Raw genomic sequence first — 14,382 nt, 5'->3', positions numbered from 1 at the left:
TCCCTGCACGAGCAGCCTTGAACTGCGAACAGGCCAGCAAGGCCTGACCGGTGGCAACGGTCCCCAAGGCTGATCAGCAGCGCGCCGGTGGGCGCGGAGTATTACGCGTGGCGCCAGGGCCTGGTCAACGCTCATTGGCGCAGTGGGGGTTGATACCATCTACCCATTGTTCAATCTGCCTGAACGCTTGTGATATTTCGGTGTTCGGCAAGTGGCAGGACTAGCAGGACATACCCTTCGAAAACACCGTAATCACCGCTATCGAAGGTTGCGCTTATCAATGCGAAGCGGGCTGTCTCGTCTATACCCGGTGTATAAACTCCTGCCGAAACGCTACCGGGTCCGTAGCGCACCTCCCAGTTGAAGCCCTCCGGCGGGAACGGGGTTTGACTGACATCCAACACCGCTTTCGTACCAGCCGGGTCAACAGTGGCGCTCAGCGTCATGGGCGTCAACTGCCCCATCTCGGTGATCAGTACACAGGTACTGGTTTGTTGGCTTTCAGGGTCTGTCACCTGGATTTCTTCGACGACATAAGCAACCGTGCCCGTGTCGGCTGGGCTGGTGACCGTCACTGCCTGCCCCGTGCCCACAGGTTCGTCCTGATAACGCCATTGCAAGGTCGCAGGATTGCCGAGCGTCCAGGCATTGAAATCGACGTTTCTGCCTGCCTGGGCAACCACAACCGCAGGGTTGGCTTGCAGCATTTCGCGAACCACGGTGATCAAGGCCTTGCTTTGAATTGCCGGAATCAAAATATTGGTGGCTGTTACCAGCAGGTGTGCGCATGACTTTGTCATGTCGCTGGCACTGGGTGCGGTAAAGAAGCCTCCGTTGATAGAAAGAGGAACACCTTCTGCAATGCCGGAAACGGCCTCAACGGACCAACGTACCCGCGCCCAGGCAGGCTCGGCCTCGAATTTCGTGGTTTTACCTGCGAGCAGGGTAGTTTCCATCGGACTGACGTTGAAATAACCAGCAGCGGGATTTACCTTGCCGAAAAAAGCTATATCGTGCGGGGCCAAGAGTTTTGTCCCCGTAAAAATGCTCTGAAAATTTAACCTCAGCACATCGCTCGCTATTTTACTTGTGCGAGACTCGAAAATCAGATTGGTTTTCAGGTTTTCCACCAAACCATCCTGAAGCGAGACAAACCCCGAAGTACCAAAACTGGTAAGACGTTTCCTGAGCGACTGCCTTAACAAGCCCATCGCCGGCTTTACCAAATACGCGAGAAACTCGCTCGCGGAGCCGGAAGAATCACGTGCAGGCGGAGGCTTTATGTCGCCAAAAACCGGTTGAAAGCCAACCCGCTCGGAAAATTCATAGGATTCGCACACCAGTTGTGTCACGCCTTCGGGATCAAAGCTGTATGTCAACTCTGCTTCATAGTGAAAATCTGCTTGCACACGCGCCAGGAAGTCATCCAGGTCAAAGTCTTCGAAGACCAGTCTGTTTCGTATTTCACCCGTGGCGTCATCGATATTACTAAACCCGACCGTCAGGTTGCCACGCATGGACAGACTCATCTTCCACTGATCATCTACATTGCTGATGGTCAACGCATCGGCCATGTCTATGTTGGCTTCCAAAAACTCAAAAGTCCCCGTCACTGTCCAATGAGTGCCAAACGCAGGAATCGCTACCGTCTCGTCAACCCACTGGTGCGGCAGTGTAATATATCCCGCCTTGCAGACAACTTTCGGTAAATCACCATCACGCCGGAGCAACTCAAACTCAGCATTCTTGATCACACGGCTCAAGGCGCTTACGAACTGCGCGAGCAACAACCGTTCCGTGTTGAACAGGACGGTTGCCGAATAGTCACCGTCATTGGGTATTGCGTACTTGTAATCCGCGCCAGGAAAATTCCCTCCCGCTCCATCCTTCATATCGACAAACAGCACGACTGCACCCTCCACATCGGTGGGCCCCCTTCCCCTGGCCTGGGTACGCAGGCTAAACGAGACGGGGCGATGCAAATCGACATTGAGCTTTGACAAATGGCCAATCGGAAACTGACGCTGTTCATCAGGCAGCGCCGAAAATTTCTGCCTGAAAAACTCGGTCAACAAGCGGGTCTCGCCGGTGTAGCACGGCATGGAAAAATTTTCCGTTTCACTGAGATCCAGACTGATCGTGTCAGTTTCATCCACGTGGCCACCAGACGCTTCCAGATCAATGTCCAGACTCAGATCAGCGTGTTGCACACCCCCTAGCACATCCAACTGGCGCACTTGCCACTGTTGACTCTTGTACATCAGCGAGTACACATTGGCTTCAGCAATTGTCATCAGCAGGTGCGCCTTGTTACCGGCAAGGTTCACATCGAAAATCAATCTGGGCAAAGTGAGATTACAATTGGACAAGGCAAAACGATAGTCAGCCCCGTTGCTGATGAATCCGGAAATGGGCGGTAAACGATCCGCTGTATTGAAGCGCCGGATGGATGTTTGCTTCAATAGCGCATTAATCTTTCCTCCATCAAAGAAGAAAACCATGTCCCAGCCCAACAGACGTGATTCTTCACCTAACCACTTGACCAGTTCTTCGGTTGAATAATCCATGGCACTCTCCATTTGTACATTGCGGGAGCCAAATACTTGAGCGGCTGTTCAGAACACTCGCGCTTCATTTGATGTGCAGACGGATTTCGCTACAACTGGCAGTTTTGTCAGGTGCCATGCCATTTACCTGGTTCATTTTGCCCCTGCCTAGGCCCGAACCACCGCTGTACAGACCGCCCTTTTCGATGCGGTCGTTCACGGTTTCAAGGAAGGTGGTACCAACCCTGAAGGCTGCCGTAGCTGCGACGTATTCCTTCAGGCTATGATCGGTCACCCTGCCGCGGACACCCTGAGCCATGCCCGTAGACCTGCAAGCGTTGTATCCCAGGCTGATCCACCTGATGCTGGATACGGTATTCGTGGTCGACAGGGACAACCAGATCGTGTTCGTCAGTGATGCCTGCAAGACACTGCTGGGCTACGAGGCCTGCGAACTGATCGGTACGCCGATCACCCGCTACATGCACCCTGACGACCTCGCGGCCACGCGCGCCTCGATCATGCGGGTGATGAACGGCCAGCCGCACTACGACTTTTGCAACCGTTACCTTCGCAAGGACGGCAGCGTGGTGCACATTCTGTGGTCGGCCTGCTGGTCTGATGAGGCCCAGGCGCGTATCGGCGTGGCACGGGACGTTACCGCCCAGCGCAAGGCCGAAGACGAACTGCGCTTCCTCGCCCATCATGACCCGCTGACCCGGCTGGCCAACCGCGCCATGTTCAATGAACGGCTGGACACCGCCCTGGCCGCGGCCCGGCGTCACAACCGCAGGCTGGCCTTGCTGTTCCTCGATATCAATGACTTCAAGCAGATCAACGACAACCACGGCCACAGCGTGGGTGACCGGGTACTGTGCACGCTGGCCCGCCGCCTGGAACGCTGCGTAGGGGCGGCTGGCACGGTAGCGCGGATGGGCGGCGACGAATTCACCGTACTGTTGCCCGACTGCCCGTCGCCGGAGGCCATTGCCACGCACGTACAGCACATTCTCGCGGTCATGGCCGAACCGCTCGACGCCGAGTTTGCCGGCATCGATGCACCGTCCTGCAGTATTGGCGTGGCCCGCTTTCCCGAAGACGGCAACGATGCCGACATGTTACTGCGCCATGCTGACGGGCACATGTACCGAATCAAGCGCCAACGCGCTGCGACTGGCTGAAAGCAAGGGCACACCGCATGGCTGAACACCTGCAAGAAACTGCCGGGCAAACACCCGCCTCTGTCGGCCTGGGCCAGGCATTGCTGTTCTGGCTGAAGCTGGGTTTCGTCAGTTTCGGCGGCCCGGCCGGGCAGATTGCGATCATGCACCAGGAGCTGGTGGAGCGGCGCCGCTGGATCAGTGAGCGGCGTTTCCTGCATGCCCTCAACTACTGCATGTTGCTGCCCGGGCCCGAAGCCCAGCAACTGGCCACCTACATCGGCTGGCTGATGCACCGCACCTGGGGCGGGGTGATTGCCGGCGCTCTGTTCGTGCTCCCGTCGCTGTTCATCCTGATCGGCCTGTCGTGGGTGTACCTGACCTGGCGCGAAGTTCCGGTGGTCGCCGGGCTTTTCGAAGGGATCAAGCCGGCCGTGACCGCCATCGTCGTGCATGCCGCCCACCGCATTGGCACGCGGGCGTTGAAGAACGGCTGGCTATGGGCGATTGCCGCGGCCTCGTTCGTGGCCATTTTCGCGCTTGACGTCCCCTTCCCGCTGATCGTGCTGGCGGCCGCACTGCTGGGTTATGTCGGCGGCCGGCTGCGGCCAGCACAGTTCGCGCCCGGTGGGGGCCACAGCGCAGTCAGGGCCCGCCAGTGCCCGGCGCTGATAGACGACAATACCCCGATACCCGCGCACGCCTGCTTCAGCTGGGGCCGCCTGGTGACCTTGCTGCTGACGGTTGCGGCGCTTTGGCTTCTGCCCATGGGCCTGCTGATGGCGACCTTTGGCTGGCACGGCACACTGACGCAAATGGGCTGGTTCTTCACCAAGGCGGCGCTGCTGACTTTCGGCGGTGCCTATGCGGTGCTGCCCTATGTCTATCAAGGGGCTGTCGGCCACTATGGCTGGCTGTCGCCCACGCAGATGATCGATGGCCTGGCGCTGGGCGAGACCACGCCCGGGCCGCTGATCATGGTGGTGGCCTTCGTCGGTTTCGTCGGTGGCTACCTGCAGCCGATGTTCGGCGCCCACCAGGCGTTCCTAGCGGGCGCAGTGGCAGCGAGCCTGGTGACCTGGTTCACCTTCCTGCCCTCGTTCCTGTTCATCCTCGCCGGAGGCCCGCTGGTGGAGTCGACCCATAACGAACTGAAGTTCACCGCCCCACTGACCGGGATCACTGCGGCGGTGGTGGGGGTAATCCTCAACCTTGCGCTGTTCTTCGGCTACCACGTGCTGTGGCCGAACGGGTTCGATGGCGCGTTCCACTGGTCCTCGGCTGTGATAGCGCTCGCGGCGGCTGTGGCGCTGTTCCGCTACAAGCGCGGGGTGATACACGTGTTGATCGGCTGCGCCGTTGCCGGGCTCGCCCTTCATCTTTTCCGCTGATGGAGCCGATCATGCGCAACCCTGAAGACGCCTTGCTCGACAGTTGGCACCATAACGCCCAAGTCTGGATCGACGCCGTACGCAACAGCGCCATCGAGAGCCGTCGCCAGGTCACTGACCAGGCCATCCTGCTGGCCATCCTTGGCCGCCAGCCCGAACGGGTGCTCGACCTGGGCTGCGGTGAGGGCTGGCTGCTGCGCGCGCTGGCCGACCGGGGTATCGAGGCCGTGGGCGTCGACGGCGACAGCACCCTGGTGGATGCAGCGCGAGTTGCGGGCGCGGGTGAGGTGCACCTGGCCAGCTATGCGCAGTTGGCTGAGGCGAAGGTGCCTGTTGGCAAGGACTATGACCTGATCTGCGCCAACTTCGCGCTGTTGCACCAGGACATCATTGAACTGTTGTCGGCCATGCGTACTTTGCTGGTGCCAGGCGGTGCGCTGGTGATCCAGACCCTGCACCCGTGGAGCGTGGCCGGCGGGGATTATCAGGATGGCTGGCGAGAGGAGTCTTTTGCCGGGTTCGCCGGGGATTGGCAACCGATGCCTTGGTATTTCCGCACCCTGGCCAGCTGGCTGAATGCGCTGGACATGGCGGGGTTGAGGCTGGTCAGTCTGCAGGAACCGCAGCATCCGCAGAGCGCGGTGCCGCAGTCGTTGTTGATGGTGGCTGAGCATCACTGAATCGGGCCGCAATAATCCTGTGGAAGCAGGGTTCACCCCACTCCCACAAGACAGACCGGTGCAGGCGACTACAGCACCGGCTTGCGCGCCGCCCCGCTACGGGCCTTGGCCATGGCTGCCAGGCGCACCGCAACGTTGGCAGCGCCGTAACCAGCGTACCCCGCCTTGCGCTGAATGATCTCGAAGAAGAAACGCTCCTCGAACGGCTCGGTATAGACGTGGAACAGTTCGCCACCTTGAGCGTCGCGGTCGTACAGCACGTTGTAGTACGCCAGCTCACTGAGGAACTCGTCGTCGAAATCGAAACGCGCCGCCAGGTCGTCGTAGTAGTTCAGCGGGATTTCCAGCAGCGGTACCCCTGCCAGCTTGGCCCGCGCCACTTCGCGGAAGATGTCGTCACAATCGAAAGCGATGTGATGCACGCCCGAACCACGGTAGCTTGACAGCGCATGGGCGATGGCGGTGTTGCGGTTTTCCGAGATGTTCAGCGGCAGGCGCAAGGTGCCGCACTGGCTGCGCAGGGCGCGGCTCTTGACCAGGCCATACGGGTCGGGCAACACCACTTCGTCGTCGGCGGCGAAGTCGAACAAGCTCTTGTAGAACAGCACCCAGCTGTCCAGCGACTCGGCCGGCAGGGCCAGGGCCATGTGGTCAATGCGGCGCAGGCCGCCGGTAGCGGTTGCGTTGTTGTCCAGGCTGAAGTCGGTGTCGTACAGGGTGTGGCCGGCAGTGCCCTGCTCCACCAGGTACAGCAGGCTGCCATCGGGCGCACGCACCGCCGGCACTTCGCATTCGTTGGGGCCGACCAGGCCGCGGAACGGCTGGCCACGGAAGGCGGTGGCACGCTTCAGGGCCGCTTGCTGGTCCTTGACCCGCAGCGCAGTGGCGCACAGCGATGGGCCATGGGCCTCGAAGAAGTTGTGGCCAAAGGAATACGGTTCAGCGTTCAGCACAATGTTGATATCACCCTGGCGCAGCAGTTGCACTTCTTTGCTGCGGTGCTTGCCGGCTTCGGCAAAGCCCAGGCGCTTCAGCCAGTTGCCCAGGCGCGCGCCGACGGCTTCGTCGACCGCGAACTCCAGGAACTCCACGCCGTCATAAGCGCTGGCTGGCGGCGGGGAGAACAGCACGCCAGGTTCGATCGGCGTGTTTTCCTGCTCCAGGCGCAAGCGGGTCTGCTCTTCGAGGTACAGCAGCGAACGCAAGCCGTCGGCGGCATTCTGCCGGGTCGGTGCGGCGCGGAAGCCATCGTTGAAGATTTCCAGCGACAGCGGGCCACGGTAACCCGTGGCGAGGATCGGCGCCAGGAAACCGGCCATGTCCATTTCGCCCTGCCCTGGGAAGCAGCGAAAGTGGCGGCTCCACTCCAGCACATCCATGGCCAGGATCGGCGCATCGGCCATTTGCACGAAGAAAATCTTGTCGCCGGGGATGTCGCGGATCGCGCTGGGGTCACCTTTGAGCGACAAGGTGTGGAAGCTGTCGAGGATCACCCCGAGTGCCGGGTGGTCGGCCTGGCGCACCAGGTTCCACACTTGCTGGTAAGTGTTGACGTGGCGGCCCCAGGCCAGCGCTTCGTAACCAATGCGCAGACCACGCTTGCCGGCATGTTCGCCCAGCAGGCGCAGGTCGTCGACCAACAGTTGCTCGTCACCCAGGGCATCGGCCTGGACGTTGCTGCACACCAGCACCAGGTCGGTACCCAGCTCCTGCATCAGGTCGAACTTGCGTTCGGCGCGGTCGAGGTTTTTCTGCAGGCGGTCACGGCGGCAGCCTTCAAAGTCGCGGAAAGGCTGGAACAAGGTGATGGCAATGCCCAGGTCGGCGCACATCTGGCGCACCTGGCGCGGGCTGCCAGCGTAATAGAGCAGATCGTTCTCGAAGATCTCGACGCCGTCAAAACCGGCGGCGGCGATGGCTTCGAGCTTTTCCGGCAGAGTGCCGCTCAAGGACACGGTAGCGATCGAACGCTGCATGGCGGGAGTTCCTTGTTGTTGGAGGAATACGGTGCCATTCGGGCAAACAACCCCTGTCACAGTTTATGGCACGATCGATTATTCGCAGGTAAAGTCGTCGCTTCAATCTCTTTGTACGGAATGGTTAGTTTTGCGTTCGATTATCGCACAAAACCCGTTTTAGCGAATTGCTAGACCGCGGGCCCGTGGTCAACATGGACCACAGACGCAGGCACACCGACCGTTGCCTCCTGCCTTGGCATAACCTCTGGCGGAACCTGCGCAAACAACAATAACAACGGAGACAACGATGGCTCACTCCAGCTCGCAAGCAAAGAAAGCGACCGCCAGTGGATGGATAGGCTCGGCACTCGAGTACTACGACTTCTTCATCTACGCCCAGGCCGCTGCGCTGATTTTCCCGCAGATTTTCTTCCCTAACACCGACCCGAAAATGGCCATCATTGCCTCGTTGGCCACCTATGGCGTGGGCTACCTGGCACGCCCGATCGGCGCCTTCGTACTGGGCCACTGGGGTGATACCCGCGGTCGCAAGAACGTCCTGCTGCTGTGCATGTTCCTGATGGGCCTGTCGACCATGGCTGTCGGCCTGCTACCCACCTACCACGACATCGGCTACCTCGCACCGGCCTTGCTGGTGGTGTTGCGCCTGATCCAGGGCTTTGCCGTGGCCGGGGAAATTTCCGGTGCCAGCTCGATGATCATGGAGCACGCGCCGTTTGGCCGAAGAGGCTACTACGCCAGTTTCACCCTGCAAGGTGTGCAAGCGGGCCAGGTCCTGGCGGCGGCGGTATTCCTGCCACTGGCTTACTTCATGCCCAGCGAAGCCTTTACCGAATGGGGCTGGCGCATTCCGTTCCTGATGAGCGCCATCGTGCTGATTGCCGGCTTCATCATCCGTAAGGAAGTGCACGAAACCCCGGCGTTCGTTCAAGAAGAGAAACAGGACAAGGTTGCCAAGTCGCCCATCAGCGAGGCCTTCCGCCACAGCTGGAAGCACATGGTGCTGGTGATGTTCATGGCCCTGATGAACGTGATCCCGGTCGTGGCCACCATCTTCGGTGCGGCCTACGCGGTTCAGCCGGCGTATGGCATCGGCTTCGACAAGAGCGTGTACCTGTGGATTCCGGTGGTCGGCAACATCGTCGCGGTGCTGGTGATCCCGTTCGTGGGCAACCTGTCGGACAAGATCGGCCGTCGCCCGACCATGATCGCCGGCTGCCTGGGCTCTGGCCTGCTGGCCTTCGTCTACCTGTATGCGATCAGCATCCAGAACGTGCCAATGGCGTTCGCCGCCTCGATCGTCATGTGGGGCATGGTCTACCAGGGTTACAACGCGGTGTTCCCAAGCTTCTACCCAGAGCTGTTCCACACCCGCTACCGCGTTACGGCCATGGCCATCGCGCAGAACATCGGCACCATGCTGACCGCCATGCTGCCTGCGCTGTTCGCAATGGTTGCCCCACCCGGCTCGGACAACATTCCGCTGGTAGTCGGTGGGCTGGCTTTCTTCATCACCGGCGTGTGCGCCCTGGCGGCCTACATTGCCCCGGAAACCCACCGCCTGGCGATGGACGACCTGGGCAACCCGGACGCCAAGCCGATGGAAAAGGCAGCCTATGAAGCCAGCCGTAAAGGTAGCTTTCAGGCGGTGAGCCACTGATAGATTGCAGGGGCTGCTTTGCAGCCCCTTCGCGGGCAAGCCCGCTCACACAGGTACCGTACAGGCTTCAGCCCTGATGCGATGCTGTGAGAGCGGGCTTGCCCGCGAAGGCTTCAGCCTTTGATCACGTCCTGCAGACGTGCCCACAGCCGCTGCACATCCTCCCGCTCGGTCGGCAGCGCACCGATCGAAACCCGCACCATCCACCGCCCGTCCAGTGTAGCCGGCGTCACATAAGCATCGCCGGATGCATTCAGCCGCTCGGCCCAGCCCTTGGTATGCGCATCCAGCGCCTCCCCTTCAAGCCCCGCCGGTCGATGGCGAATGCACAAGGTCTGCAGCGGTACTGGCGCCAGCACTTCCCACTCCGCCGCCGCCTCGACCTGCCCCGCCAGCCACTGGGCATTATCCAGGTCACGCCGCAGCCGCGCCTGCAATGCGTCGACACCCTCGCTGCGCAACATGAACCACAGCTTCAACGCACGGAACCGACGGCCCAGCGGTATCCCCCAGTCGCGCAGGTTCTTCACCTCGCCATCCACTGCCGACTGCAGGTAGCTGGGATTGGTGCTCATCACCCGGATCAGGTGCTGCGGATCGCGCACGTAGTAGATCGAGCAATCGAAGGCCACACCCAGCCATTTGTGCGCGTTGACCACCACCGAGTCGGCCAGCTCGATGCCGTTCCACATCCAGCGGCACTCGGGCAGGATCATCGCCGAACCGGCCATGGCCGAGTCAACGTGCAACCACAGCCCATTGGCCTGGGCGATTTCGCCCACCGCGCGCAGCGGGTCGAGGGCAGTGGTCGTCGTGGTGCCGGTGGTGGCAACCACGGCGCACGGCTGGTTGCCGGCAGCCAGGTCCTGTTCGATCGCCGCCTGCAGTGCCTCTGGGCGCAGGGCATAGCGTTCGTCGGTGGGAATCAGGCGGATATTGTCGCGGCCAAAACCTGCCAGCAGTGCAGCCTTGTCCACCGAGCTGTGGGCGTGGGCGCTGACATACACGATCAAAGGCTTGGGCTCGGCCTGCAGGCCACCACGTACCAGGGCGTAGTCAGTGGCGCGTTCACGGGCACTGATCAGCGCCACCAGGGTGCTGGTCGAGGCAGTGTCCTGGATCACCCCACTCCACTGGGCAGACAGGCCAAGCAACTGGCGCAGCCAGTCGAGGGTGGTTTCTTCCAGTTCGCTCAGGGCCGGGCTGGATTGCCATGACAGGCCCAGCACGCCCAGACCAGTACTGAGGAAGTCCCCCAGCACCGAGGACAGGGTGCCATTGGAAGGGAAATAGCCATAGAAATCCGGGTGCTGCCAATGGGACAGGCCGGGCATGACCAGGTTATTGACGTCGTCGAGAATGGCCGCGAAAGGTTCGCCTTGTTGAGGGGCAGTTGCGGGCAAGGCGGCCTTGAGATAGCCAGGTTCGACCTGGGCCATGACCGGGCGTTCGCCCACGGTCTGGCGGTAGTCGGCAATCAGGTCGATCAGTTGGTGGCCGTACTGGCGGAATTGTTCGGGGGTCACGCTAGCTCTCCTGGGGGTTATCCATTGCCTGTGCTGGCCCTTTCGCGGGTAAACCCGCGCCTACAGCCGCGAAGAAACCGCACAATCAACACAATGCCCCAGTCTAGGCACCTATCCCCAGCCGAATAACCCCGCTTCCCGCATAGCTGCTATGGCGAACCCGCATGCCCGCCCTGCACCCCGAACTGCGACTGGCGCCACAACTCGAATACCCGGTTACGCAACCAGCGGTGCTCGGCCGAGGCCTGCAGGCGCTGGTGCCACACGACCCAGTACCGCTGGCTGTGGTCAATGAAGCCCAGTGGCCGCCAGGCCAGGTGATGTAAACGGCACAACTGCCGGGCAATATGCTCGGGGACCGTGGCCACTGCCTGACTGTTGGCAATCACTTGTACCGTGGCGCAGAAAAACGGCACTTCCAGGCTGACCCGCCGCTGCAGGCCTTGTGCACGCAAGTGCCGGTCGATGAAGCTGTCCTTGTCGCCACCGCCCGAAATGCGCACATGCTTGTACGCCAGGTAGTCGGCCTGGCTGAGCGCGGCCTGCGCGGCCAGCGGGTGATCCTGGCGCATCAGGCATACCGCGCGGTCCTCACCCAACAGCCGTCCGTGCAGGTTGGGCGGCGACTCGTCGAACAAGGTGGTCGCCAGGTCGATTTCTCCGCTGGCCAGCAAGGCGTACTGGCCGGCCTGCCAGGTGCGGTACTCCAGCGACACACCTGGCGCTTCGCGCTCCAGCGCCGCCACCAGCAGCGGCAGCATGTGCTCGGCCACATAGTCCGAAGCGGCCAGGCAGAACCGCCGCTCGCAACGCGCCGGGTCGAAGATGGCGGGCTGGCGCAGCGCGTGCAGTTCTTCGAGCACCTGGCGCAAAGGCTCGACCAAGGCTTCGGCGTGTTCGCTAAGCACATAACCACGCCCTTGGCGCACCAGCAACGGATCATCGAAAGCTTCACGCAGGTGGGCCAGCTGCCGGCTCAGGGCCGATTGGCTGACACCCAGGCGCTCGGCCGCGTGGCTGAGGTTTTTAAGCTGCAACAGGTGGTCGAGGGTGCGCAGGTGGGCGAGGCTTAGGGAGGCGAAGGTGGGGTTCATGCAGGCTCCCTGCGGTGGAATTCAAGGGCCCTCTCGCGGGCAAGCCCGCTCTCACAGGGTTCTCACACGGTTCAGCATCGTGAAAAACCTGCGGGAGCGGGCTTGCCCGCGAACAGGCCGCAACGCGGCCCCGACGATTACTCGGTCAGGCCAACATAGACGTTCTGCACGTCATCGTGCTCGTCGATCGCCTCGAGGAACGCTTCGACCTCGGCCAACGCTTCAGCACTCAGGCTGGCCGCGCTTACCGGGTTTTTAGGGGTGTAACCGATTTTCGCCGCAGTCACGGTGAAACCATGCTCTGGCAGGGCCTTCTGCACCGCGTCCAGGTCGGTGGTGTCGGTGATGAACAGGGTTGAGCCCTCTTCTTCACCTTCCTCGAAGTCCTGGGCACCGGCTTCGATCGCGGCCATTTCCGGATCAGCGTCAGCGCTCGCAGGCGTGGCTTCGATCAGGCCTACATGGTTGAAGTCCCACGCTACCGAACCGCTGGCACCCAGCTGGCCCTTGCGGAACAGCACGCGGATCTGCGCGACGGTGCGGTTGATGTTGTCGGTCAGGCACTCGACGATCAACGGCACCTGGTGCGGAGCGAAACCTTCATAGCTCACCGCATGGTATTGCACGGCATCACCGTCCAGGCCTGCGCCCTTGCGGATTGCCCGATCCAGGGTCTCGCGGGTCATCGAAGCCTTCTTGGCTTGCACGATGGCCAGGCGCAGGCGCGGGTTCATATCAGGATCGGCACCCGACTTGGCCGCGATCTGGATTTCCTTGGACAGCTTGCCCATGATCTTGCCTTTGGCATTGGCCGCTGTTTCTCTATGTTTGGCTTTCCACTGTGCGCCCATGTCGACTCTCTTGTTTCAGCGGCCGGTTCAGGAAGCGACCGGCCAAAAGTGGGTGCATTTTATACGCCCTCGAGCATGGGATCGACAAGAAATCTCATCAGCCTTTATCGGCCTTGCCCGCCGCTGCGGCAAACCGCGCCAACCGCACGTCCAGTCTTCGCGGGCGCACACCACGATCTTCGGCCTGCTCCTTGCGGCGGATGGCATTGCGCACCATCAGCGAGCCCAGGTAGCGGATCGGCTCGGGCGGGAACAGCCCCAGCGGCCCTTTGACCAGCGGCGACCGGGTCCACGGGTTGTCCAGCCCCAGCGCCAGCGACGAAAGAATCTGCCCGCCCATGTGGCACGGGCCAACACCGCTGCCGGAGTAACCAAAGCCGTAGAACACGTTGCCCTGCCCGTCCAACCGACCAAAGAACGGCAGGCCGGTCACCGAGCGATCCGACGGCCCGTTCCAGCTGGCCGCCAGTGGCACCTCGGCCAAGGCCGGGAAAAAGCCGCCAAGGCTTTCGCGCAGCAACCGCCGATACGGCGACGGCTGGTCGAATACCGGCAACATGCGCCCGCCATAGGCAAACGTGTTGCCGCCCTTGCCGAGCATCAGCCGGCCATCGGAGGTGTTGTGGTAGTAGTGCACGAAAATACGCGAGTCGAGCACGCTGATCCCGCTGTCCAGGCCGATCTGGCGCAGCAGCTCGGGGCACGGTTCGGTAATGACCATGTCGCTGGAAACGATCGCCACACTGCGCTCGAACTGCGGGAAGACGCGGGCCATCCAGGCATTGAGGCCCAGCACTACACGGTCGGCGCGCAGCGTGCCGTGGGCCGTGCGTACCTGCACCGGGGCGCCGTGCTCCAGGCCGGTCATGGCGGTGCCTTCGTAGAGGCGCACGCCGCGCTGCAAGGCCACCCGGCGCAGGCCGCGCACCAGTTTGCCCGGCTGCACGGTGGCGGCGGCCGGCGAGAACCAGCCTTCCAGGTGCCGTGCCGAACCGGCCAGGCGCTGCACCTGCTCCAGCGGCAAGCGGCGGAACGAGTTGACGCCCTTGTGCTCCAGCGCGGCGATCACCGCGTCGGTGGCACCGACCTGGGCTGCGTTGGTGGCCGTGTACAGCGTGCCGTCCAGGCGGAAGTCGCAGTCGATGCCATTGGCCGCGCAGAACACCCCGATGTCTGTGATGCTGCGCTCCGACTCGCGCACCAGCCGCACCGCCTCCGCCGCCCCGAACAGGCGTTCGAGCGTGAAGTACTTGGCCGACCAGGACAACGCACAGCCCCCATTGCGGCCGCTGGCACCGGCACCACAGATGTCGGCCTCGATCAGCACCACATCCAGGGCCGGTACCGCTTCCTTGAGCATCAGCGCCGTCCACAGGCCGGTGTACCCACCGCCGACAATGCACACATCGCAACGGGTATCGCCTTGCAGCGGCGGACATACCGCCTCCTGCGCCGAATCCAGGGCCTGTTGCAGCCAGAAGGGTCTCATTCGCTC

11 protein-coding genes are annotated in these 14,382 nt (G+C 61.9%); 4 read left to right on the top strand and 7 right to left on the bottom strand.

The window, feature by feature from the left end:
* Positions 1 to 170: 170 nt before the first annotated feature.
* Positions 171 to 2,567 carry a hypothetical protein gene (locus C4Q27_RS23330; protein ID WP_064490784.1) on the bottom strand — a complete coding sequence of 799 codons (2,397 nt, stop codon included), beginning with the start codon at positions 2,565 to 2,567 and terminating at the stop codon, positions 171 to 173.
* A gap of 64 nt (positions 2,568 to 2,631) precedes the next feature.
* Complete coding sequence (locus tag C4Q27_RS23325) at positions 2,632 to 2,865, bottom strand: hypothetical protein (protein ID WP_064490785.1); 234 nt, start codon at positions 2,863 to 2,865, stop codon at positions 2,632 to 2,634.
* On the opposite strand from C4Q27_RS23325, the gene C4Q27_RS23320 reads away from it, so the two are divergent.
* From C4Q27_RS23320 to C4Q27_RS23310, 3 genes are read left to right on the top strand one after another with little or no spacing between them, the layout of a single operon-like run.
* Positions 2,864 to 3,727: a sensor domain-containing diguanylate cyclase gene (locus C4Q27_RS23320; protein ID WP_104887408.1), complete on the top strand. Its 864-nt coding sequence runs from the start codon at positions 2,864 to 2,866 to the stop codon at positions 3,725 to 3,727. The two genes, C4Q27_RS23325 and C4Q27_RS23320, sit on opposite strands and share 2 nt — an antisense overlap.
* A gap of 17 nt (positions 3,728 to 3,744) precedes the next feature.
* Complete coding sequence (gene chrA / locus C4Q27_RS23315; protein ID WP_064490787.1) at positions 3,745 to 5,097, top strand: chromate efflux transporter; 1,353 nt, start codon at positions 3,745 to 3,747, stop codon at positions 5,095 to 5,097.
* An 11-nt stretch (positions 5,098 to 5,108) separates the two neighbouring features.
* Complete coding sequence (locus tag C4Q27_RS23310; RefSeq protein ID WP_064490788.1) at positions 5,109 to 5,777, top strand: bifunctional 2-polyprenyl-6-hydroxyphenol methylase/3-demethylubiquinol 3-O-methyltransferase UbiG; 669 nt, start codon at positions 5,109 to 5,111, stop codon at positions 5,775 to 5,777.
* A gap of 68 nt (positions 5,778 to 5,845) precedes the next feature.
* Here C4Q27_RS23310 and quiC read toward each other — a convergent pair whose 3' ends face one another.
* Positions 5,846 to 7,753, bottom strand: a complete 1,908-nt coding sequence (gene quiC / locus C4Q27_RS23305; RefSeq protein WP_003250790.1) for a 3-dehydroshikimate dehydratase QuiC — start codon at positions 7,751 to 7,753, stop codon at positions 5,846 to 5,848.
* Between the two features lie 289 nt (positions 7,754 to 8,042).
* On the opposite strand from quiC, the gene C4Q27_RS23300 reads away from it, so the two are divergent.
* Positions 8,043 to 9,416, top strand: a complete 1,374-nt coding sequence (locus tag C4Q27_RS23300; protein ID WP_014860854.1) for an MFS transporter — start codon at positions 8,043 to 8,045, stop codon at positions 9,414 to 9,416.
* Positions 9,417 to 9,529: 113 nt separating this feature from the next.
* Here C4Q27_RS23300 and C4Q27_RS23295 read toward each other — a convergent pair whose 3' ends face one another.
* The 4 genes from C4Q27_RS23295 to C4Q27_RS23280 all read right to left on the bottom strand — a co-directional run bounded on the left by C4Q27_RS23295 (position 9,530) and on the right by C4Q27_RS23280 (position 14,376).
* Positions 9,530 to 10,942 (bottom strand): DOPA decarboxylase, encoded by a 1,413-nt coding sequence (locus tag C4Q27_RS23295; RefSeq protein WP_064490789.1) that lies wholly within the window; start codon positions 10,940 to 10,942, stop codon positions 9,530 to 9,532.
* A gap of 149 nt (positions 10,943 to 11,091) precedes the next feature.
* Positions 11,092 to 12,036 carry a LysR family transcriptional regulator gene (locus tag C4Q27_RS23290; RefSeq protein WP_014860856.1) on the bottom strand — a complete coding sequence of 315 codons (945 nt, stop codon included), beginning with the start codon at positions 12,034 to 12,036 and terminating at the stop codon, positions 11,092 to 11,094.
* 137 nt (positions 12,037 to 12,173) lie between these two features.
* Complete coding sequence (locus C4Q27_RS23285; RefSeq protein WP_004575404.1) at positions 12,174 to 12,887, bottom strand: YebC/PmpR family DNA-binding transcriptional regulator; 714 nt, start codon at positions 12,885 to 12,887, stop codon at positions 12,174 to 12,176.
* Between the two features lie 97 nt (positions 12,888 to 12,984).
* Positions 12,985 to 14,376 carry an FAD-dependent oxidoreductase gene (locus C4Q27_RS23280; protein ID WP_104887407.1) on the bottom strand — a complete coding sequence of 464 codons (1,392 nt, stop codon included), beginning with the start codon at positions 14,374 to 14,376 and terminating at the stop codon, positions 12,985 to 12,987.
* Positions 14,377 to 14,382 lie beyond the last annotated feature (6 nt).

Origin of the sequence: Pseudomonas sp. SWI36 (assembly GCF_002948105.1) — a bacterium.
In the GTDB taxonomy this organism is placed as follows: domain Bacteria; phylum Pseudomonadota; class Gammaproteobacteria; order Pseudomonadales; family Pseudomonadaceae; genus Aquipseudomonas; species Aquipseudomonas alloputida.
This window is presented reverse-complemented; position numbering and strand designations above follow the sequence as displayed.

Bases quoted from the DNA above. Each gene is read 5' to 3' on its own strand.
- chrA (WP_064490787.1), top strand. From the start codon at position 3,745: ATGGCTGAACACCTGCAAGAAACTGCCGGGCAAACACCCGCCTCTGTC.
- C4Q27_RS23290 (WP_014860856.1), bottom strand. From the start codon at position 12,036: ATGAACCCCACCTTCGCCTCCCTAAGCCTCGCCCACCTGCGCACCCTC.
- C4Q27_RS23330 (WP_064490784.1), bottom strand. From the start codon at position 2,567: ATGGATTATTCAACCGAAGAACTGGTCAAGTGGTTAGGTGAAGAATCA.
- C4Q27_RS23285 (WP_004575404.1), bottom strand. From the start codon at position 12,887: ATGGGCGCACAGTGGAAAGCCAAACATAGAGAAACAGCGGCCAATGCC.
- C4Q27_RS23320 (WP_104887408.1), top strand. From the start codon at position 2,864: ATGCCCGTAGACCTGCAAGCGTTGTATCCCAGGCTGATCCACCTGATG.
- C4Q27_RS23310 (WP_064490788.1), top strand. From the start codon at position 5,109: ATGCGCAACCCTGAAGACGCCTTGCTCGACAGTTGGCACCATAACGCC.
- C4Q27_RS23325 (WP_064490785.1), bottom strand. From the start codon at position 2,865: ATGGCTCAGGGTGTCCGCGGCAGGGTGACCGATCATAGCCTGAAGGAA.
- C4Q27_RS23280 (WP_104887407.1), bottom strand. From the start codon at position 14,376: ATGAGACCCTTCTGGCTGCAACAGGCCCTGGATTCGGCGCAGGAGGCG.
- C4Q27_RS23300 (WP_014860854.1), top strand. From the start codon at position 8,043: ATGGCTCACTCCAGCTCGCAAGCAAAGAAAGCGACCGCCAGTGGATGG.
- quiC (WP_003250790.1), bottom strand. From the start codon at position 7,753: ATGCAGCGTTCGATCGCTACCGTGTCCTTGAGCGGCACTCTGCCGGAA.